Origin of the sequence: Moorena sp. SIO1G6 (assembly GCF_010672795.1) — a bacterium.
Lineage (GTDB): Bacteria > Cyanobacteriota > Cyanobacteriia > Cyanobacteriales > Coleofasciculaceae > Moorena > Moorena producens.
In genome coordinates, this window is sequence record NZ_JAAHFZ010000051.1 from 20,901 (window position 1) to 43,059 (window position 22,159).

General features: G+C 44.1%; 15 protein-coding genes. 10 read left to right on the forward strand and 5 right to left on the reverse strand.

The window, feature by feature from the left end:
* Nucleotides 1-261 precede the first annotated feature (261 nt).
* From F6K63_RS29100 to F6K63_RS29110, 3 genes are all read left to right on the forward strand, one after another.
* On the forward strand, nt 262-1,800 hold the full coding sequence (locus F6K63_RS29100) for an MBOAT family O-acyltransferase (protein ID WP_287313871.1): 1,539 nt from the start codon (nt 262-264) through the stop codon (nt 1,798-1,800).
* A gap of 140 nt (nt 1,801-1,940) precedes the next feature.
* Entirely contained in the window at nt 1,941-3,035 is a 1,095-nt protein-coding gene (ccsB, locus tag F6K63_RS29105) for a c-type cytochrome biogenesis protein CcsB (protein ID WP_287313873.1), read from the forward strand.
* A 201-nt stretch (nt 3,036-3,236) separates the two neighbouring features.
* Complete coding sequence (locus F6K63_RS29110) at nt 3,237-4,223, forward strand: KGK domain-containing protein (protein ID WP_287313875.1); 987 nt, start codon at nt 3,237-3,239, stop codon at nt 4,221-4,223.
* Between the two features lie 238 nt (nt 4,224-4,461).
* Here F6K63_RS29110 and F6K63_RS29115 read toward each other — a convergent pair whose 3' ends face one another.
* Both F6K63_RS29115 and F6K63_RS29120 read right to left on the reverse strand, forming a co-directional pair.
* Nucleotides 4,462-4,872, reverse strand: coding sequence for an RNA-guided endonuclease InsQ/TnpB family protein (locus F6K63_RS29115; RefSeq protein WP_502708375.1), 411 nt, complete (start codon nt 4,870-4,872; stop codon nt 4,462-4,464).
* Nucleotides 4,838-5,698 (reverse strand): RNA-guided endonuclease InsQ/TnpB family protein, encoded by an 861-nt coding sequence (locus F6K63_RS29120; RefSeq protein WP_287313877.1) that lies wholly within the window; start codon nt 5,696-5,698, stop codon nt 4,838-4,840. Before F6K63_RS29120 ends, F6K63_RS29115 begins: the two co-directional genes overlap by 35 nt.
* A 115-nt stretch (nt 5,699-5,813) precedes the next feature.
* Here F6K63_RS29120 and tilS point away from each other — a divergent pair, with 115 nt between their 5' ends.
* Nucleotides 5,814-6,827, forward strand: a complete 1,014-nt coding sequence (gene tilS, locus F6K63_RS29125; RefSeq protein WP_287313878.1) for a tRNA lysidine(34) synthetase TilS — start codon at nt 5,814-5,816, stop codon at nt 6,825-6,827.
* Nucleotides 6,828-6,987: 160 nt separating this feature from the next.
* Here tilS and hmpF read toward each other — a convergent pair whose 3' ends face one another.
* Complete coding sequence (gene hmpF / locus F6K63_RS29130; RefSeq protein ID WP_287313880.1) at nt 6,988-8,751, reverse strand: pilus motility taxis protein HmpF; 1,764 nt, start codon at nt 8,749-8,751, stop codon at nt 6,988-6,990.
* Nucleotides 8,752-9,970: 1,219 nt separating this feature from the next.
* Between hmpF and F6K63_RS29135 the strand changes: the two genes are divergently transcribed.
* The 6 genes from F6K63_RS29135 to F6K63_RS29160 all read left to right on the forward strand — a co-directional run bounded on the left by F6K63_RS29135 (nt 9,971) and on the right by F6K63_RS29160 (nt 19,208).
* Nucleotides 9,971-11,179 carry a response regulator gene (locus F6K63_RS29135; RefSeq protein WP_008180687.1) on the forward strand — a complete coding sequence of 403 codons (1,209 nt, stop codon included), beginning with the start codon at nt 9,971-9,973 and terminating at the stop codon, nt 11,177-11,179.
* 298 nt (nt 11,180-11,477) lie between these two features.
* On the forward strand, nt 11,478-11,843 hold the full coding sequence (locus tag F6K63_RS29140; RefSeq protein WP_008180685.1) for a response regulator transcription factor: 366 nt from the start codon (nt 11,478-11,480) through the stop codon (nt 11,841-11,843).
* Nucleotides 11,844-11,864: 21 nt separating this feature from the next.
* Entirely contained in the window at nt 11,865-12,395 is a 531-nt protein-coding gene (locus F6K63_RS29145; protein WP_008180683.1) for a chemotaxis protein CheW, read from the forward strand.
* An 85-nt stretch (nt 12,396-12,480) separates the two neighbouring features.
* A complete protein-coding gene (locus F6K63_RS29150; protein WP_287313881.1) occupies nt 12,481-15,540 on the forward strand; it encodes a methyl-accepting chemotaxis protein in 3,060 nt (1,019 codons plus the stop codon).
* Nucleotides 15,541-15,547: 7 nt separating this feature from the next.
* Complete coding sequence (locus F6K63_RS29155; RefSeq protein WP_044492430.1) at nt 15,548-16,330, forward strand: MlaE family lipid ABC transporter permease subunit; 783 nt, start codon at nt 15,548-15,550, stop codon at nt 16,328-16,330.
* A gap of 259 nt (nt 16,331-16,589) precedes the next feature.
* Nucleotides 16,590-19,208 carry a M1 family metallopeptidase gene (locus F6K63_RS29160; RefSeq protein WP_008180678.1) on the forward strand — a complete coding sequence of 873 codons (2,619 nt, stop codon included), beginning with the start codon at nt 16,590-16,592 and terminating at the stop codon, nt 19,206-19,208.
* Between the two features lie 152 nt (nt 19,209-19,360).
* Here the strand turns inward: F6K63_RS29160 and F6K63_RS29165 are convergent, their stop codons facing one another.
* Together F6K63_RS29165 and F6K63_RS29170 are read right to left on the reverse strand one after the other, a co-directional pair.
* Nucleotides 19,361-20,434, reverse strand: coding sequence for an ATP-binding response regulator (locus F6K63_RS29165; protein ID WP_287313883.1), 1,074 nt, complete (start codon nt 20,432-20,434; stop codon nt 19,361-19,363).
* A 169-nt stretch (nt 20,435-20,603) separates the two neighbouring features.
* Nucleotides 20,604-22,067, reverse strand: a complete 1,464-nt coding sequence (locus F6K63_RS29170) for a response regulator (protein ID WP_287313885.1) — start codon at nt 22,065-22,067, stop codon at nt 20,604-20,606.
* Nucleotides 22,068-22,159 lie beyond the last annotated feature (92 nt).

Consider the following 22,159-nt stretch of genomic DNA (forward strand, 5'->3'; position numbering starts at 1 on the left):
CGAACAACCAATAATTATATAGCGGTTTGCAACCCGCGCTAATTACAATAACAACAAGTAGTCAGTAGTCAGTAGTCAGTAGTCAGTAGTCAGTAGTCAGTAGTCAAGATTCGTAATTATACTTAACCTACACGCAAACCGCTATAACTATTCAAACGGAAACGATATGTAAGCATATGCGCTACGGGCATATGCTGATGGCTGATAGCTGAATGCTTACACACTATCAGGCAAACATCCTTCACCCTTGATCTTTAAAAAATGTCATTTATTTCGATTACCTACAGCTGTTTCTTGCTAGCAGTTTTGGGAATCTACTGGTTGGTGCAATCTTCTACAGCTGCCACAGGTTCTCCCAAACTAAAACTTTTGGTTTTATTAAGTAGCAGTCTAATATTTTATGCTTCACTACAAATCCAATACATTCCCCTGTTGGTGTTGATTACCCTAATTAATTTTTACTTTGGACAAGCACTTGGAACGAATACAGTTTCTGGTTCCCATGCTACGAATTATCATCTCTCCAATGAAGAATGGCTATTGGCTGATAGTTTTTGGAATAACCGACGGTCAAGACTACTGTGGCTAGGTATTTTCCTAAATGTTATCTTTTTGCTCGGCTTCAAGTATATTCCTTTTATCTTGTCAAATTTGGCAGTAATCATCAACTTTACCATTGCCCAAGATGGGGCGAATTGGATTAGGGATAACTTAATTGTTCCTCTAGGAATATCGTTTTTTATATTTGAGGGCATTGCTTATCTCATTGATGTCTATCGTGGGGCTCCAGCAACTCGTAATCTCCTCCAGTTTGCTGCTTATAAGTTGTTTTTTCCTAAACTTATTTCTGGTCCAATTACTCGTTATCATCCGTTTGCCCTTGAACTTAAAACCTTACAATTTCCAAGTCTTGATCGAGCAACAGAAGGACTTTGGTTGATTACATCTGGTGCGATTAAAAAGGCACTGTTAGCCGACCACATTGGGATTTTTGTTGATTTGTGTTTTGGCAATATAGAACGGGCTGGTAGTGGAGATTTATGGTTAGCTATCTTTGCCTACGGTTTACAACTCTATTTCGATTTCAGCGGCTATGTAGACATTGCCCGTGGTAGTGCAGTGTTACTGGGCATTAATCTTCCAGAAAACTTTGATTTTCCCTATTTCAGTATCAGCATTGCGGATTTCTGGCGTCGCTGGCACATCACTCTAGGGGATTGGATCCGTAACTATCTCTACTTTCCCTTGGGCGGTTCCCGTAAAGGGGTTGCTCGTACCTGCGTTAACCTATTCATCGTAATGGTCATTATTGGTATCTGGCATGGAGCAGCTTGGGGATTTGTAGCCTGGGGTGGCTTGCATGGTCTAGCCTTAGTCCTTCATCGCTTGACCGAAGCTTTCTGTGAAAATAGAGATGGGATAAAACGTTGGTGGCAAAGTTGGTCAGGGGTCTTGGTAAGCTGGTTTTTGACCCAATTTATGGTGTTTACTGCCTGGATTTTTTTCCGCATCCCCAATCTCAAACAAGCCAGTTTAGTCATCCAGAATCTCTGGGGTCACCCAGCTGACATCCAATTTGGTCAAAAAGTCTACTTAACCGCTATTGGTATGGAACGCTTCTGGGTGCTTCTCCTGTTAGTTAGCTTAGCAGCCTCAATGGCTGGGGTTTACAGTATCCGAAGGGGTCTGAAATTACAACTCAACTGGCCGGTGAAGTTGTTGTTGGTACCAGTAGGTCTCTACGTAGTTTGGTTGTTTGCTCCTCAGAGTGGTCTGCCTTACATTTATTTCGATTTTTGAACTTAAACTATTTCTGCCCTAAAGACGAACTCACACACTAACCCACTAGCACTCTATCAAAAGGGGCACATCGAACCGATAGGATAGTAGTAATGCTGCAATAATATAAGCTTTATACAAGACTTGAGAGAGAACGCTTTATGGATCTGGTTACACTCCAGAACAAATTAGATAATATTTCCTTTTTCGTCCTGTTTGTGACGATGTTAATTTACTGGGTAGGAGCCGCTTTTCCTAAAATTCCTTATTTGTCACCCTTAGGAATATCAGGGATGGCAACCGCCAACCTTTGCACTGCTACCTTACTCGGAGCAAGATGGCTAGAGGCAGGCTACTTCCCGATCAGTAATCTCTATGAATCCCTGTTTTTCCTGACCTGGGGAATTACCACAGTTCACCTAATTGCTGAAAACATGAGTCGCAGCCGATTGGTAGGGGTGGCTACTGCACCAGTCGCCATGGGAATTACCGCGTTTGCCGCTCTATCCCTACCACCAGACATGCAGGAAAGCGCTCCATTGGTACCTGCTCTGAAATCCAATTGGTTAATGATGCATGTTAGTATCATGATGCTTAGTTACGCTACCCTGATGGTAGGTGCCCTGGTAGCGATCGCATTTTTAGTGATTACCCGTGGTCAGAACGTGGAACTGCGAGGAAGTTCTGTCGGTACTGGTGGCTATCGCAGCAAGAATAACTTACCGAATAACTTACCAGGGAATTCCAATTTTCAACTACAGCGCAACGGTAATGATCCAATTTCTCAGGCTGTAGTTACCTCTGATACCTCATCCCCTTTAGCTGAACTGGGACAGAGTAATGCAGCTAGTACTACAGCAGTGCTCGATTTAGTAACTACCCCCGACTCACCCCTACCATCGGTATCCACAGCACCCACCCTCTCACCCCAGAGGCTTAGTATTGCCGACACTCTCGATAATATCAGCTATCGTATTATTGGGCTGGGGTTTCCTCTGCTCACCATTGGGATTATTGCCGGTGCCGTTTGGGCAAACGAGGCTTGGGGTTCATACTGGAGTTGGGACCCAAAAGAAACCTGGGCATTAATTACCTGGCTAGTGTTTGCTGCCTATCTCCATGCCCGCATTACCCGTGGCTGGCAAGGACGCCGACCAGCAATTTTGGCAGGGACAGGACTTCTAGTTGTTTGGGTTTGCTATCTGGGAGTCAATCTATTGGGTAAAGGCTTACATTCCTACGGCTGGTTCTTCTAAGAACTATATATTTCCGTGATTGAGTGCATGCCCTAAATTGCTTCTACTGAAAACCCGCTTTAATGCCTAGAGGCATCGGGGAATTAACCCTAGGAAACCGACCTTTGCCTCAAAGGAATAGTTAGTTCAATGGTTGGGCAATGAAACTCCTGCCCTCTAGGCATGGAAGCTTATCGAAAAGTTTGATCGGGGAAAATAGTCGTGGATAATCAGTTCAAGCCACTCGCTGTTGGTGAAGTACTATCAGTGGATGAATCTGCTCAAATCTTTATTGGTAACCGTACCTTTAGGGTCGGTGAATTCTTAGTTGCTATCAAAAAGAAATTGGTAGAAGTCTTAGGGGATGAATGGACTCCAGAACAGGAAAGTTGGTTTAGCGAATCGGGTATTCCTTGTGAAGTGTTGCAATTTGCTGCTAATGACTGGCAGCAAGGCAAGGTAAGACTTAATCTAGAATTTTGCCTTGTCGAGACTCAGGATAAAGTTGATGATATATCAGCTATTGGTGGTGAAACATTGCAAAGCACATCAACCCAGGTAGCAGAACAGCCAGACCTCCCAGAGCCACAAACTAGCAATGATTCTGGATTGGAGCTTGGAGTTGGAGCAGCCACAGCCGCTGTGACTGCTACTGGAATATCAGTAGCTGAAGCACTGGAGGAAGATGCCTCAACTGCTATCTCCGATGAGATGAAACTTCAACCAACACTTGATGCAGATGAAGACATTGCTATCGATCAAACCCCAACCAGTACTGAAGATGACTTTGATTTAGGAGACTTTTCCGATAGTCAGGAAGATATTGCTATCGATCAAACCCCAACCAGTACTGAAGATGACTTTGATTTAGGAGACTTTTCCGATAGTGAGTCGGAAAGTGAGGAAGATATTGGTTTTGAACAAACCCCAACTAGTCAAGAAGATGATTTTGATTTAGGAGACTTTTCCGATAGTGTTGACGAAGATATAGAGTTCGTAGAATCACCGACAGCAGCGGAAGAAGATTTGCTGGATTTGTCAGCAGTATCAACAGACAGTAGTAATGATTTTGATCTCGGTGAAATGTCTGATGATAGTGATGAAGATATGTTTCAACTGGACGATATTTCCTTTGATGAGGAATCAGAAAACGGTGATGATAATTCCCTAATGGATGATGTCTGGCAAGAAATGAATGAGCTTAAATAATAGTCTAGTTGACATGGGAGCATCGTAGTGAACAGACTGATTTCAAGGCTTTCAAAAACCTTGAGCGTTTAGAATTTATAGGATTCTAGGGTATCCATGACCTACAAAATTCAAAATTTGACACTCCCCGGCCTAGAAGGACGGGGATTCTTTGCTCAACGACCCGTCTTGCTCAACCAGACCGGAGTCAGGAAGAGTAGAGGACAGATCTCCCAAAGCGTATCGGCTTTCGCCGACGCTACGCGAACAGATCTAGGATCCGAGTTCCGGTGTGCCCCACCGTACTTAAGGCTCTCTTAAGAATGTTGATGGCTGCATTGTGGTCTCTGTCTAATTGACAACCACATTTGCAGGTATGAGTTCGAGTTGACAAAGATTTTTTGACAACTTCACCACACTGGGAACAATTCTGGCTGGTTAAAGCCGGATTAACTGCAACAGTTATCCGACCAAACTTAGTACCAAAATGTTCCAACCATTTTCTGAATTGATACCAACCTGCATCATTAATAGACTTGGCGAGACAGTGATTTTTAACCAAATTCCTAACTCTTAGATCTTCGTAGGCGACCAGGTCGTTAGACCTGATTACGCAACGTGCCGGAGACGAAACCTTAGAAGAGTGCAGCCTTACAACAAAACCTGCCACCTTTGATGCATAGCCTACCAACTATAAAGGCTGCACTCTTCTTGCGGTAACTTCTAACCAGTCTTTTGGCATGTTCTTCACGTTGTCTACTTATTCTAAGATGCTGCCTACCTAGTCTATCAATGGCTTTCTTTCGGTTAGCAGAGCCTTTCTTTTTACGAGAAACTCGGCGTTGATAAAATTTCAACCGTTTCTCGCCCTTACGATAAAATCTTGGATTTGGTTCTGTGTTTCCCTTTGAATCGGTGTAGAATTCTTTTAAACCCACATCAAGTCCCACATTGGTATGGGACGGATCTAGAGATTCTTTAATCTCAACTTTTACACAAAATTGAACATAATAGCCATCTGCGCGACGAACCAATCTAACTCGTTTAATCAAATTTTGGTCGTAACGCCATAACTCCCAGGTTCCCTTAAGCAATAGTAACCCGATACCTTTTTTGTCTAAGAATTTTAGAGACTTGGTATCAGCTGAAAGTTTCCAGCCTGATGTTTTATACTCAACTGACCGAGAAAACTTTTTAAACTTGGGATAACCCTTTTTGCCAGGGACTTGTTTTTTACACTTATCGTAAAACCTAGAAATTGAACTATAAGCTCTTTCCACCGAAGCTTGACAGGCATGAGAGTTTAAGTCTGTGACAAAAGGATATTCAGATCTCAGCCACGTGTTATAGCGATACAGGTCTTTTTGTCCTATCCCTTTGTTGTCCATCCAGTAACGGATGCACTTATTTCGTACAAACTGACCAGTGCGTATCGCCTCATCAATGGCAGCATATTGAGTTTTATTCCCTTTGACCTTAAATTCTAAGACGATCATTTTGACGTGGGATAACCCTACGTAATATTATAGCACAAAAGCCGTCGGACGAAGGACGGGGCTTGAGACCCAAATTTTTGGTCAAAGTTTTGGATAACTATTCATAACCACTCTAATGTCTGAGATACCGAGTTGGACACCTCTTCATGCACGGCTACATAGAACCCTGCGGCAAAAGAAGCTACTACCAAAGAATCAGCAGGTTTTAGTAGCCGTATCCGGTGGGCAAGATTCCCTTTGCCTAAGCAAACTACTGCTAGATTTACAGCCCAAGTGGAAATGGCAGCTAGGAATCGCCCACTGTGACCACCGTTGGACCTATGATGAGGGAATTTCCCTTCATGTACAGCAAATTGCTCAAAGTTGGGGGCTTCCATTTCATCTACGAATTGCCCCTGAAGTGAAAAAGAGCGAATCAGCAGCGCGGCAGTGGCGTTATCAAGCCCTGATTGACATTGCCCAAACTCAAGGTTACGCCACTGTTGTCACAGGTCACACAAAAAGCGATCGCGCTGAAACAGTCCTCTATAACCTGATCAGAGGTTCAGGGACTGATGGCTTGCAAGCTCTGACCTGGGAACGACCTCTCGCTCCTGGAGTAAGTCTGGTGCGTCCCCTACTTGACATATCCCGTAGCGAAACTCTCCAGTTTTGCGAGCAGCAGCAACTGTCCATTTGGGTAGATGCTTACAATCAAGACCTTAACTATGCCCGTAACCGCATCCGCCAAGAGCTAATACCCTATATAAAAACCCATTTCAACCCACAAGTTGAGACAGCCTTGTCCCAAATTGCTGAAATCTTGCGAGCAGACGTGGAATATCTGGAAAACACTGCTGAGCAAATCCAGAAGCAAGCCATGGCAGTACCTAGTTTAGAGGAAGATCCTGGTAGCAATAGCCCTCCACGATTAAATCGTCTGGTATTACAGCAAGCTCCCCTAGCTCTGCAACGTCGTGTGATTCGGAAGTTCCTTCAGGAAAACCAAACCAAAGCCCTCAGCTTTGAGCAAATCGAAGCCGTGACTGGTTTAATTGCTGCTCCCAACCGCTCTCGAACGTCATCCTTTCCTGGTGGAGTAACAGCCTTGGTAGAAGAGGAATGGATTATTCTTAATACTGAAGTATGAAGTATGAAGTATTAACTATAAAGATTAACTATAAAGTATGAACTATGAAACAGTTCTATCTCTTAGTTTCTGATAAATTTTTATTCTTCAACCTACCCTACAACGAATCGCCTTGGGGGAGCAACATTCAACCGTCAACATTCAATATTAAACCTTAAACCTAAGAAGCTGCAAACTCTGGAGATTGGCTTAAGCTACTGATGATTTGGGATATTTGAGCGATCGCTTGTTGTTGAGAATCACCTGTTTCCTGGATTTGATTCAGAGCATTTGCGATCGCCTCCAGCTTCTGTCGAAGTTCATTGAGAGCATCTTGCAATGGCTGTAGGGTTTCTTCATAGATATGGACTTTCCCCCAAAGTTGAGCTACCTTCACCTGATTGGATAGCCAACTTTCCTCCCAATTTTTTACCTGAGCCAGCTTAGCATCCTTTTCTTGGGTTTGTTGATTCATCAATTCTTCAGCTTCGCTAACCCTAAGGCGCATCTGTTCAATTTCTCGTTCTAGTTGTTGCAATTGATCTGAGTGTTGTTTGCACTGTGCTTCTAGTTCGAGCAAAATTGGTCCTAAGTCAATTTTCTGGTTTTGTTGACCATTACTATCCACAATTCCTTGCCGCAGTCGCAACACTCGTAGGTGCTGATTTAGAATTTCTTCTCGTTCCCATAGAGTCCGGCGTTGACCCACCAAGGTTCTGTCCAGCATCTGGTAACGGTCTTGCTCATCTGCTAACTGGGTTTCTAGACTAATACGATCATACTCACTAGCGACCCTAATCTGTTCTTGTAGTTCTTCAATCCCTTGGTGTTGGAGTGTTAGTTCTTCTTCTTGGTCATTGACGAAGCGTACAACTTTTTCCAAATCCTGCTGCAAATTCTGAACTATATCCTGTAACTCACCCAAGGGCATTTTTTCTAGTGCTGCAATATCCACCATTTGGCTAATCTTGACATCCCCTGATGTTGCTGCCATTCGAGCCAGTTCTTGGTATAACTGTTGCTGAGTTTGGAGTTGCAGACTCACCATCCTAGCTGATTCGAGCTTGATCTCTAGATTGGTTTGCTGCACTTGCATTTCGCGGTTTGCCTGTTCACAGGATGCTTGTAATTGTTGTAACTTTTGGGTTTGATGTTGGACTTCCTCCCCGTGACCCTCAACGTCTGCTTCCAATTTTTGAGCTAATAGACGCTGTTCATTTAACTGCTGCCAGTGAGTATCCAACACCGAATGCTGATGCTTGACTACTTCCAAGGCTTGATTCAGTGGTTCCCAGACAGATTGTGTTGATTCTAATCCTCCTGATAAGCGATTGAGCAATTGCTGAATCACACCAGCCTGCTGAGCATCTAAACCAACAGAGTATTGACCCTCTGAAACTTGCTCTTCTAAGCGTAGCTGCTGTCCCCGGAGTTGTTCCCAAGCACCTTCAAGCTCCTTACTTTTACGCTCCAATTCTTGTCTGAGTTTAGCAGTTTCTGCCTGAGTACTTTCCAGTTCTTGGCGTTGTTGCTCTATTCTGGAAAAATCCTCCTCCATCGTTTGCATCTGCTCAAGCCGCGCTTCCATTTCCATCTCGCGACGGTTGAGTTCTTGACTTTGATAGGTCAAAGATTGCTTCCACTGCTCAATTTCTTCTTCCTGGTTTTTTGACTTTTCTAGCAAGCGAGAGAAATTTTGCAACAGATTGACTAACCTTCCCCCCGCTGCCTCGATTGTTCCCTGTATTTGTCGATTCCCACTCAGGTTAACAATCACCAACGCACCATCACCAAAGTTATTGGCTTGTTCTGTCGGAAGCACTTCCTCCCCAGACACCTTATTCCAACTCTGGTCAGTCCGCTGAAAAGCCAGCAGTTTAAGTTCGGCCTGAGCTCTACCCATAAACCCAGTTTTCTGCTTTCTTACCTCTGCGAGATACAGCACACTGATCGTCCTCTTTTACTTTTATTGTGCCCAATTCTTGATTAACACATTTGAACGCTTAACCCCTTTGGGGTTGCAGGATGGTAATTTTCGGAGATTATTGGTCAACCGACCTAGTTTTGATCCTTAAGGCTATTAATCCTTTAAAGGATGACGGCAGTCAGTATATTTAGACACTTAACCTATTTTAAGGTATTGCCCAGACCTGATTTACCAGTCAATAAAGGTGAGCAGAATAGAAATAGATTGATGAGGATAGTCTTAGGAATCTTCCCACAGGGGGAGTCTAGTTTCCCCAACCGGTCTAGTTTCCCCAACCATAGATTTTATCCACCCAGAGGGTCGAATTTTCTAGATTGAACATAACATCTTACCCCATCACTTTTTTCCCTTGTGCCTAATCCCTACTGAATGCTTCCCCCACCTGCGTTCGCGAGGTGGGGGTATCCGTCTTGATTACAAGGTTTTATCCCTCGCGACAGGCGGCATCCTCGCCGAACATCCAGGACTTTTGCTGGCATGTTCCCCCTCGTTTCCGCTATGGGGCTTATTCAATGAAGCTTTTACCTGAGAGTCTGACGTTTATGAACCGACTACAAAGGATTTATAGGTTAATTTTCCCAATCGTAGAGAGGTCGTGCCTCAGGGTTGCTCAGAATCTTTTCTCTCCTTTGCCGTACCGCTCAAGATGATGCGATTATATCACATTTTGGAGCTCCTAACCCCCACCTGAACGAGGTGAAAGAAGTTACCGTAAGACAGTTGAGCGATAGGCGCGACAGCCTGTGAGTCATAAGTTTAAGTTATATGAAATAAGGCGAGCCTGTCTAAGGTTTCGTCTCCGGGGAATGCGTCGCTCATTTTTTTTCAAATAAATATACTTAATTTATATGCTTATATGCTATCCAATGGTGTTTAAAGTCCTAACCTATAACCTTAGACATCTTAGCTTAATTTTCCAGTAACCGTCAAAATCCCACTCTTACCGCTAATCAGGTACTTCGCTCATGCTTAGCTGTCTCCAGCCATGGTAAGCTTCGACCAGTTGGCTTACAGAAGTCATTCCTTACCAACTCATTTTTGGGGATATTTTCAGTGTACAGTTAAGCCATTTCTTGAGCAAAGATAGATCAGTACCAGTGTATGGGCATCCTTTAACTCAATGACAGGTCATAATCTCAGATACATCAACAGGTTGTTAGGAGCACATTGTCTTTAAATGCAGGGAACTTTGAGTGAAATTGATATCCGTAGCATCCTGCAACTGATCGAGCTAGGTCAGCGAACCGGGGAACTCTTAGTCGAGGCATACAGCCCTCACCCTAGTAGCAAGGCTAGCAATAGTGGCAGCAATCGTTTTACCTCAGCTAGACTTTACCAGCAGCCAAAACTACCAAGTCCGCGTCCGTATTGGTTTGTATTCTTCCTGAATGGCCAGATTGCCTATGCTGCTGACAGCGATGGGAGCTTGACGCGCCTGCATGATTATCTACGCCGCTATAAAGCCAATGATGCTCTCGATAAATTGGAAAGTCTGTCGATTGCGGCTACCAATGCTCTAGAGTATGGTTACCTTTGGGCTTTGTTAGAAAAGCATGTGATCACACCAAACCAAGGGCGAAGCATCATTCAAAGCATGGTTAATGAAACCCTTTTTGATTTGCTGAGCCTTCACCATGGCTACTTTGTATTTGAAATTGGTCCGGCATTAGCACCGCAACTTACTACCTTAGAAATAGAACCATTGGTCAGAGAGATGATGAAGCAGGTGCAGGAGTGGAAGCAATTGTGCCCTCATATCCAATCTCCCCATCAGTGTCCAATGATTACTGCCCATGACCAGTTACAGGCTACACTGCCGGAAAAATCCTTTAGACTCATAAGCAGTTGGGTAGATGGCAAAACTTCTCTACGCCAGTTGTCCCGTTATCTCCATCGCGACCTAATCACCGTAGCTCGGGCTATTCATCCCTATGTACAACAGGGGTCAATCCAAATGGTGACCCCCAAAGAAGCAGATACGCCAGCCATTGAAGAGCAATGGGAGTTCAAGAAAGTTACACGATCTGTTGTCTGTGTTGATGATGATCTCGCAGTTGGAAAAGCTGTGGAATATACCCTAGAAGCCAAAGGTTATAAAGTCACAGCAATACAGAAGCCCCTAAAGGCTCTGAGTCAGGTTTTCCAACTCCAACCCGATCTCATCCTCTGTGACCTAGTAATGCCCGACCTAGATGGTTATGAGCTTTGTGGCATGTTACGCCAATCCACAGCATTTCGGCAAACCCCCATCATCATGCTCACAGGCAAAGATGGCTTTATTGATCGGGTCAGAGCGCGAATGGTAGGTGCAACTGACTACTTAACCAAGCCCTTCGGAGATCATGAGTTATTGATGCTTTTGGAGAAATACATTTGGTCGAGGTGATCTAGAACAATACCAAGGTAGTAATGCCCTGAGCAAAGAATTAGATCAAGGGGAGAATATTGCTCTGTCAGCCTTTGAGTTATTAATAGAGGCGTCTAACCTATCAGTTAATTAACCAACACTATCCTAATTAAACCCACTGGTCAAGCTAGGAGCTTCCACAAATTCAAGAAAAATATAGTCTTTCTTGCTATCACCACCGATAGATGAGGGATACTGTAATCATGATTTAATTTATAGACCCAAATCGGGCTGTGGTTTAATTTCACGACCTTTCCCGAGGGTCGAGCTAGGAGTTATGAGTAAAGTTTTAGTTGTAGAAGACAGCCTTGCTCAACGGCAGATGATCTCAGACCTCCTTAAAGGTAGTGGTTTGAAGGTGGATGTTGCCAGTGATGGTGTTGAGGCTTTAGAACATATTTTAGAGTCTTGTCCAGATGTAGTTGTCTTGGATATAGTGATGCCACGCATGAATGGCTATGAGGTCTGTCGGCGTCTTAAGGCTGACCCCAAAACTCAGAATGTGCCAGTGGTGATGTGTTCTTCAAAAGGTGAAGAATTTGACCGCTATTGGGGCATGAGGCAAGGTGCAGATGCATACATTGCGAAGCCTTTTCAGCCAACGGAGTTGATTGGAACAGTTAGACAGCTACTCAGAAGATAAATATATTGGTATTTGACGGGAATGGTTGCTAATTCGGACTTTGTAACTGACTCGGCTCTTGAACAAGCCCCAGAATTGCAGGAATTGGAAAGTCCTGAAGGCGAACTATACCTGCGATTTTATCTGCCATCTGGTGATGAATTTGCTCTGCCGGCTACTGGTATCAAAGAGGTAATTGACCCCTCCCCTGAACAAATTACTCCTATTCCTAATGCTTCCCCTTTATTGTTGGGGACCTTCAATCGACGTGGACGGGTAATTTGGGTCTCAGATCTGGGTCAGTTTCTGGGGGATAAAACGGTTTTAAATACAGACCGTATAGAAATCCCCGTTATTGCTATTGAAGATCAAGACACTATGCTGGGGTTGGCAGTTCAACAAATTGTCTGTACAGACTGGCTGGATGTGGAAAAGTTACATATGCCTACCAATGTTGCCGATAGTATGACTCCTTTCTTACGCGGTGAGTGGTTGCTAGACATTGAGTCTAATCAGGTTCTGCGACTACTTGATCATGTGGCGATTATACGCTCAGCAAGGTGGGCAGCCTAAAAATAATTATTAAAAATTGAACATTAAAAATTAGTTGGATTAATTATTATTAAATATTAATTTTTAATGCTTCGGGAGGAGGTAAATGGCATCCAGTATAAATTACCCCCAGCTGTATGGGGAAGCCGAAAAAGCCTATATGCAGGGCAAATACCAAGAAGCGGCAACACTCGTTGATCGTTTGATTGAGGATTTCCCCAATGAACCCAGTGCGCTGCTACTGCGGGGTCATATTTACTGCTATGGTCTACAGCAGTACGATTTGGCTCGGCAACAGTATGAATCAGTACTCAATCTGACCTCTGAGCCGGATTTTGTTAATTATGCCAATAACGGTCTAGAGTACGCCCAGCAATCCACAAATGGTCATCAAGATCCTGGGTTATCACCTGATGATGTCAATACATCACAGGTGAAACTAGATGAGACTGAGGAGTTGAGTGCAGAACCCACAGAAGGAAATTGGCAAGACTTCGCTGATTTTAATGATATCAGTGAATTTGACCCGGAAAGCTTAAGTTTTGATAATACAGGGGTTGATGATTTTGCTTCAGAATCCACCTCACCCTTTAAGGAGTCTTTTCAAGATTCCACTAGTGATAGTTATGAAGGAGCCATAGAGTTACAGTCTGCTGATAATCTAGACCCTTTTAGTATGGTCAGTGACTTAGAAGAAGACAGTGAGGATTTAGAGAGTTGGGAAATTGGCTCTGATTTAGAACTCGATGTTAATGCTGTCAGTAGTCAGACTTCTTACAATGGCACAGAAGGACACTTTCCTGAACTCTCTCAAGAGGAGGGTCTACAAACATTTATGGTGTCTCCTGAGGAGAATTTAGACGAAGAGCTCTCTTATGGTTCAGAACAGTTAACTAGTGAATCTAGCACAGTTGAGTTTAACGTCCTGGCTGAAGAAGAATTAGAGTCTCTGGCAGATTACGAGTTTAGTGATCTCGAGGAGCAATCAAAGAATTCCTTTGTTGAAGCCGCAACCCTGTTAATGAATTCACCAGAGCTTGAGGGGAATTTTTACCCGACTCCAAGTTCTGATCCTACCCCGACTACCGAAGAAAATTATTCCAGGACCGAGCAGTCTTTGGAAACAGAGAAACCAACTTCTGGGGATACTCAAGCCTATGCTGACAATCAAGAGGACTTAGAATATCTCAATCAGGCTCCTGACTCTACTGAACCCTATTTATCGGGAAACTATGGCTCGGATGAGCAACTTTTGGACTCAGCTTATGAACACAATGGGTTAAACTCTCCAAGCCCAGACCAAATTAATTTGGAATCCTTTGATGATGATTCTTGGACAATGGATGATGTAACGGAATCAGAAGAGGAAATCTTGTCAGGAATTGAAGCACATCAAGGGGTAAAAGAGGGTTTTTTAGATGAGTTTGACCTATTTGATGATGATTTAGATTCAATCCCTGATTTCTCTGTTGATGATCAGCAACCACTGTCCAATGAGAGTGATGACAATAGTGATTTTGATGTATTAAGCACTACTGGCTCAACACTGGGAAGTACTGGGTCAATGGAGATGAACACCAGTGGTGTTAGTGCTGTACCCAGTCATGATTATCCGTCAGCCACTGGGAATGAGGAGCTATTTAGCCTTAGTAGTGCCACCGAGCCAATCCCTATTTATAATCCCACTAAAGACATTGACAAAGAGCTGGTTGTTAGTATTGACCAAGGTCGACTAGCTCCCATAGAAAACGCTCCTGTCAACCAGAAGAATTGGATGACTGCCTTGATTACTGGCGCGGTCTCAATGGTGGTGGTAGCGGGGGTGAGTGCTGGAGCACAATACATGGTTAGAGATAATCCATCCTTCAAAAACCACGTGCGAAATACTAGTATTATGATGACCCTAGCCGCTGGTGTTGCCAGTTTTGGTACTACTCTGGCTGTGGGAAATATTACAGCTAGGCAGATTAGACGTAGTACCGAAAACCTGAAAACCCAGTTTGAAGGAGTCTCTCAGGGTAATCTCAATGCCCATGCTACGATCTATTCCCAGGACGAATTGGGTCAGTTAGCCCATAGTTTCAACCAAATGGCTAGAGTCATCTTGACAACGATGACGGAAGCACAACGAAAGGCAGAAGAGCAAGAACAGGCAAAAGAAGACCTCCAACGCCAGGTAATTCGATTGCTTGATGATGTGGAAGGGGCAGCACGGGGGGATTTAACGGTACAAGCAGAGGTAACTGCGGATGTGTTGGGGGCAGTTGCTGATTCCTTCAACCTGACCATTCAAAACCTACGGGAAATTGTACAACAAGTCAAGCAGGCAGTCCGTCAGGTGACCAAATGTTCCACCGATAGTGAGTCCTTTGCCCGTAGCTTGTCTTCTGATGCTTTACGGCAAGCTGAGGAACTGGCGGTGACCCTGAACTCTGTACAGGTGATGACCGATGCTATTCAGCGGGTGGCAGAGAGTGCAAGAGAAGCTGAGGAAGTTGCCCGCTCAGCCTCGGCTACTGCTCTCAAAGGTGGTGAGGCTGTGGAGCGCACTGTGGCAGGAATTTTGCAAATTCGTGAAACTGTAGCAGAAACGACTCGTAAAGTCAAGCGTTTGGCAGAATCTTCCCAGGAAATTTCTAAAATTGTTACATCGATTTCTACCATTGCCTCCCGAACGAATTTGTTAGCACTCAATGCTAGTATTGAGGCGGCAAGAGCTGGAGAAGCTGGTCGAGGCTTTGCTGTTGTTGCGGATGAGGTACGACAGCTCGCTGATAAGTCAGCCAAGGCACTCAAGGATATTGAACATATTGTCTTGCAAATCCAGAGTGAAACCGGTTCAGTTATGACAGCTATGGAAGAAGGCACCCAACAGGTGATTGAAGGTACTAAACGAGCAGAACAAGCCAAGCGATCGCTAGAAGATATTGTGCAAGTGGCAAACCGGATCGATGCTTTAGTACGTGCCATCACTGCGGATACTATCGAGCAAACTGAAACATCCCGTGCTGTTGCCCAAGTGATGCAATCCGTTGAGTTAACTGCTCAAGAAACCTCCCAAGAAGCCCAAAGGGTTTCTGGAGCTTTGCAAAACTTGGTGGGTGTGGCGGGAGAGTTGCGGACATTTGTTGAGCGTTTCCGTGTGGAAGCGAATGATGGGAAATGATCGACTAATGGCTAAAACTACCAGCCTCGGGTTATGGAGTCAGCGTTTACTGGCGGCGATTTTCTTAGCTGGGCAAGTGATACTTCATCTACTGACTGGGAAGATTCACCGCCGCAATACTATCGAGCAAATGGTAACCGTTGGACCAGAGTCTCTGATAATTGCTTTGCTCACTGCTACTGTAATCGGTATGGTGTTTACCATTCAGGTAACACGAGAGTTCATTAATTTTGGTGCCACGAATGCCATTGGGGGAGTCTTGGCTCTAGCTTTGGCTAGGGAATTGGCTCCGGTGTTGACTGCTGTGGTTTTGGCAGGACGAGTTGGTTCGGCATTTGCTGCAGAAATTGGTACGATGCGCGTTTCAGAGCAAATTGATGCTTTGTATATGCTCAAGACTGACCCGATTGATTACTTAGTGATTCCTCGGGTTATTGCTTGTTGTCTGATGCTGCCAGTGTTGACCATTCTCGCAATTGTGACTGGTATGGTAGGAGGAGTGGTACTGGCTCAAAATCTTTATGGTATTCCCCAGTCTGTGTTTCTTGATTCCGCTCGTAACTTCCTAGGAATTTGGGACTTGTTCTCTGCTGCTATTAAATCTTTAGTGTTTGGGCTGTTGATTGCTGTGATTGGTTGTAGCTGGGGGTTAACCACTACAGGAGGGGCTAAGGGTGTGGGTCAATCTACCACCACTGCTGTGGTTACTGCTTTGCTAGCAATTTTTATTAGCAACTTTTTATTATCATGGTTGATGTTCCAAGGGATGGGTAGTGCGGTGATCAGCTGAATAGCTTGTTGATCGTTCATTGTTAATTGCCCAAAAGCAATCCGTTAACAGACACTCACAAACCAGTAATCTTCCCTCAAGGTCTGTAGCTGTTCAAAATTCCCTAAAACCTGACCTGATCAGGATTAATCGACAGATCAGTTAATTTAGAATAGATCAATCGCACTTTGTGTAGCGGTCGATTCCTTTTCCTTTCGGAAACTTCCAAGAGCTCCACTTAACCCTATTGTCCACACTGTTCAGTTTTACAACTTCACTAATGTCCCAGTCGTATTTTGATACCGAAAGCAAAACTCACAAGTCGTTTGAATTACCTGGTGCTAGACCCCAATACAATCCTGACCGCCCAGGACAAGTGGAGCATATTTTCCTGGATTTAACTCTGGATATCCCCCTCCAAAGGGTTAGCGGTACCTGCACCATCACCCTCAAACCAATACGCAATGGCATTAAACAGCTAGTACTTGATGCGGTCAACTTGACTATCGCCTCAGTGCAGGTTGACCAAATCCCCCAGCCCTTTGACTATGACGGGGAACAACTACAGATCCACCTACTTAACCCCGCTGTTGTTGGAAAAGCGATTAAGATTGCGATCGCATACAGTGTAGACAACCCCCAGCGGGGTATTTACTTCATTCATCCAAACCAGCACTACCCCAACAAACCTACCCAAGTTTGGACCCAAGGAGAAGATGAAGACTCTCGCTTCTGGTTCCCTTGTTTCGATTATCCTGGTCAACTTGCTACCTCCGAAATCCGCGTTAGATTGCCAAAACCCCTGATTGCTATCTCCAACGGGGAACTAATTGCTACAGAAGAAGACGGCAATGAAACGATATACCACTGGCGGCAGCAAGAAGTTCATCCCACTTACCTGATGACTCTAGCCGTAGGGGACTTTGCGGAAATTCGGGATGAATGGCAGGGCAAACCAGTAAACTACTACGTGGAGAAGGGGCGAGAGGAGGATGCTCGCCGCAGCATGGGCAAAACTCCTGGAATGATAGAGTTCTTGAGTGAAACCTTTGCCTATCCCTACCCCTATCCGAAATACGCCCAAGTCTGTGTAGATGACTTCATCTTTGGTGGCATGGAAAACACCTCCACCACTCTGTTAACAGACCGTTGCTTGGTCGATGAACGAGCAGCTATCGATAACCAACGGACTGAAAGCCTTGTGGTTCACGAACTTGCTCATCAGTGGTTTGGGGACTTAGTGGTGATTAAACACTGGTCCCATGCCTGGATTAAGGAAGGCATGGCATCCTACACAGAAGTGTTTTGGACCGAAAATGAGTATGGTAAAGATGATGCTGCCTACTACCTACTCAATGAAGCACGCAGTTATATATCAGAAGATAGTTCCCGTTACCGCCGCCCCATGGTTACCCATGTCTATCGAGAAGCTATTGAACTCTACGATAGGCACCTTTATGAAAAAGGTGCTTGCGTCTATCATATGATTCGGGCAGAGTTAGGGGAAGACTTGTTCTGGAAAGCAATCCAAACCTTTGTTCAAGATAATGCTCACAAAACCGTAGAAACCATTGACCTGCTAAGGGCGATTGAAAAAGCTACCGGTCGTAATCTGTTATTCCTATTTGACCAGTACGTCTTCCGGGGGGGTCATCCTGATTACAAAGTTGCCTATTCCTGGGATGGGGATAGCCAGTTGGCTAAACTGACAGTAACCCAAACTCAGGCAAAAGATAGTAAAACGGGTAGCGATAGTGAGCTATTTGACCTGAAAATCCCGATTGCCTTTGGTTACACCCAGCTCGAAGACGATTCTCCTGTGAAAACCTCTAATGAAACCTGTCTACAGAAATTTACGGTCAGGGTTCATGAACGGGAACAAAGTTTCTATTTCCCACTGGCGAAAAAACCTAACTTAATTAGCTTCGACCACGGGAATAATTACCTGAAAACCGTTTCCCTAGAATACCCAATAGCCGAACTCAAAGCCCAGCTGAAATTTGACCCAGACCCCATCTCCCGTATCTATGCAGGGAAAGCCTTGGCGAAAAAGGGAGGATTAGAAGCAGTACAAGCATTGTCTGATGCCCTTACTAGTGACTCATTCTGGGGTGTTCGTTTAGAAATAGCCAAACAATTAGCTAAGGTAAAACTAGATCAAGCTGAAGCCGCCTTAATTGCTGGCTTGTCCGCTCAAAATCCCCGTGTGCGTCGTGCCGTTGTCCAAGCCTTGGGTGACGTGAAGACTCCAGAAAGCTACAATGCTCTCAAGCAATTACTAGAAAAAGGGGATGCCAGCTACTACGTAGAAGCTTCAGCAGCCAGGTCACTTGGGGGAATGGTTTCGGCAAGCCTTAAGGATAGAGAAGATGAAGTAATCCAATTGCTCACAAAAGTACTTCAAGAACGGAGTGGTTGGAATGAAGTAGTACGTAGCGGTGCCATTGGTGGCTTAAGTCAAATTAAATCTTCACCTATTGCCTTAGACGTAATTTTAGAATATACCACTCCTGGCATACCTCAACCCCTTCGTATAACAGCGATTCGAGCTTTAGGAGAGATTTCTACAGGTCAGACTCCCAATAAAATAGAGTCGATCCTGGAGCAATTAGAAGAACTGTCCCGTGAAACCTTCTATTTGACTCAAGTGACCATAGTTGGTGCCCTAGGAAAAATGGAAACTCCGAAAGCCATGGATATTTTGCGATCGCTTTTAGAGCATACTCCTGATGGGCGAATTCGTCGCATTGCAGAAGAAGCCATTCAGAAAGTCCAGAAAACCATTGGCTCTGACAAAGCCATTAAACAGCTACGGGACGAACTTGACAAACTTAAAAAAGATAATCAGGAACTCAAAAGCCGCCTGGAAAACTTGGAAGCCAAATCTAATCAAGCATGAAGTCTTTCTTTTACAGCTTCTAATTAAATTTCGTAAGCATTCAGCTCTCAGCATTCAGCTCTCAGCTCTCAGCCAAAGGCCAAGGCTGACGGCTGACGGCACCTCAAGTAGCGTGAGCTTTTAGCTCACGGCTGAATGCTTACAATTTCTACTTAAATTTCTACAGTAAACACTGACCCTGATGGTTGATTATTTTCTACAAATATTCTACCACCATGGGCTTCAACTGCCATTTTACAGAACGTTAATCCCAGACCAGTTTGATAAATTCCAGTCATTAAATTTCCCACATCGTACTTATCAAAAATACGTTTTCGCAATTCTTCATTAATCCCAGGTCCAGAATCAGAAATGCGAATTATAGCTTGGGGTTCGGGATCTACTGGATAATCTACTTGCAGTATAATTTTACTTTGTGAAGGAGAAAATTTGATGGCATTTGAGAGCAAGTTATCTAAGACACGCCGGATTAAATTAGCATCAATTAAAAGAGTATTACTGGATTCTGGTATATCGCTAACTAGCTGAATGTTTTTCTCGTGAGCAATGGCTTGGAAATCTAAGACTACCTCTTGTTCGAGTGCATTGAAATCCACCAAGTCTCGATGAAGGGTAAGTTTTCCCGATTGTAACTTCGCCATCATCAATAAGTTATCCGTCATTGAGCGCAGCTGGAGAGCTGATTTCAAGATTTGTTCAGTCTTTCTTTGCTGTTTTTCTTTGAGTTCAGTTTGCTGCAAAATCTCACAAGATATGATAATATTAGCCAAAGGATGTCTCAAATCATGCACGATCATATGAGACATATCTTCCCTCAGCTGTAGAGTAGCAGCTAGTTCATCATGTTGTTTTTTAATCCGCAACATCGAACGCACTCTAGATCGCAGTTCGATTCCACTAACAGGTTTACCTAGGAAATCATCGGCTCCTGCATCCAGGCATCGGGCAAGATCTTCCTTAGAATTGAGAGCCGTTACGATAATAATCGGGATATGGTGCCACTTTGGGTGAGACTTAATCCGATGGCAAACCTCTATACCATCAAGTTCTGGCATCATTACGTCCAATAAGATTACGTCCGGTTGAATTTTTTCTAGACCGTTTAATGCCTCTTGACCACAAGAGGCATAGCTCAAGTTGTAACCTTCCTTGAATAGCAGAGCCTCAATGACATCAAACCCACAGGGTTCATCATCAACTACTAGTATAGAGTTTTGACTATCCATCAATAACACCCTTTATGCGCTTGAATAGTTCACCATATTAAATATAGATATCTGGGATTGATTTTGGCTAATATAAATTATTATACCATTAATTTATATACGATTGATTAGTATGTTTAAACCTACTTGGGACTGATAAATAATGACTAATCACGCTAATCACGAATAACTAATTACTAACTAATTGCAAATCCTTAACCTCTACATGAACATACTTTTGAATAGTACTGACCAAGTTTTTCAGACTCACTGGTTTAGAGATGTATTCGTCCGCGCCAGCTCCTAGACATTTCTCCTTATCCCCTGGCATCGCCAGTGCTGTTACGGCAATAATGGGAATTTTGCTAGTTTCCTGATTGTCTCGAATTCGCTTAATCGCTTCAATACCGTCCATATCTGGCATCTGAATATCCATCATAATCAGCTGTGGGTGGTACTCTTTAGCCTGGCTAATCGCTTCCCAGCCATTCTTGGCTAATATCAACCGATAGCCTTTGCTGAGCAAGTAATCCCAAATCGTCTTAATGTTAGTTTCATTATCCTCTGCAATTAAGATTAACGGTGACTCTGGAGCTGTTGGAGGCATAACGACCAGAGCACTTTCGGCATGGTTGGGTGACTCTGGTGTTTCTAAACGACCCAAAATTTTGCTAATTGTTGAGCGCAAGAGTTTACGGGAGACCGGTTTAACCAGATATTCAGACGCACCCATCTCCAAAGCTTGCGATCGCTCATCCACTACAGAAAGAATCATCACTGGGATGTGTTGGGTTTGGGGATGAGCTTTTAGCTGAGCCAAAACCTTCCAGCCAGACACCTTCGGCAATTGCAAATCTAGGATAATCACCCCTGGGTTGACCTGTATAACCTGCTCGAGAGCACCTTCTCCTTCAGGGTAAGTCAAGGTTTGTAGCCCTATTTCCCTGATATAGCGAGAAATGACTTCAGCTGCAGTAATAGAGTCTTCGATGATCAGCACTTGGGGATTGGAGATGCCAGATTGAGTAAATTGGCTTAGGTCTCCCAAATCACTCTGGTATTCTCCGTTTGCCTCACCGCTTTGTTTAATCGGCAGAGTTACTCTGAAGCAACTACCTTTACCCACTTCACTCTCGACATCTACCCTACCCCCGTGAATTTCTATGGTTCGTTGCACCAAAGCCAAACCCAAACCTGTACCGGCGTAGCGACGGGACAGACGGCTGTCAATTTGGACGAAGGATTGAAATAGCTTAGGCATATTTTCTTTAGCAATGCCAATACCAGTATCAATGACACTAAAACAAATAGTGTTTCTTAATAAGTCTTCCTCAGCTTTTAAAATAACCCTTCCTCCGGTTGGGGTAAACTTCACAGCATTGCTGAGCAAATTGATCAAGACTTGTCGGATACGTCGCTCATCCACTTCTATTTCCCATAGTCTCTCAGTTACCTGAGAAGTCAGCTTAATATTTTTGTGATGGGCTTGGTTTCTAACAAACATCAAGCTGGAATTGCAGAGTTTTTGGAGGGAAACAGCACCGATGTGGAGTTCCATCTTCCCAGATTCAATTTTGGCAAGGTCAAGCAGATCATTGATTAGTTCTAGCAAATGTTGACCATTAGAGTCGATGCCTGGTATTACCCAGGGCACCTCTCCTTCAAATCCGGACGTGAAAGTTTCCCCTCATCCGGCTCCTAGATATTCTAGTCTTTCGACTTGCCCCCATGAATATGTTGGTGACA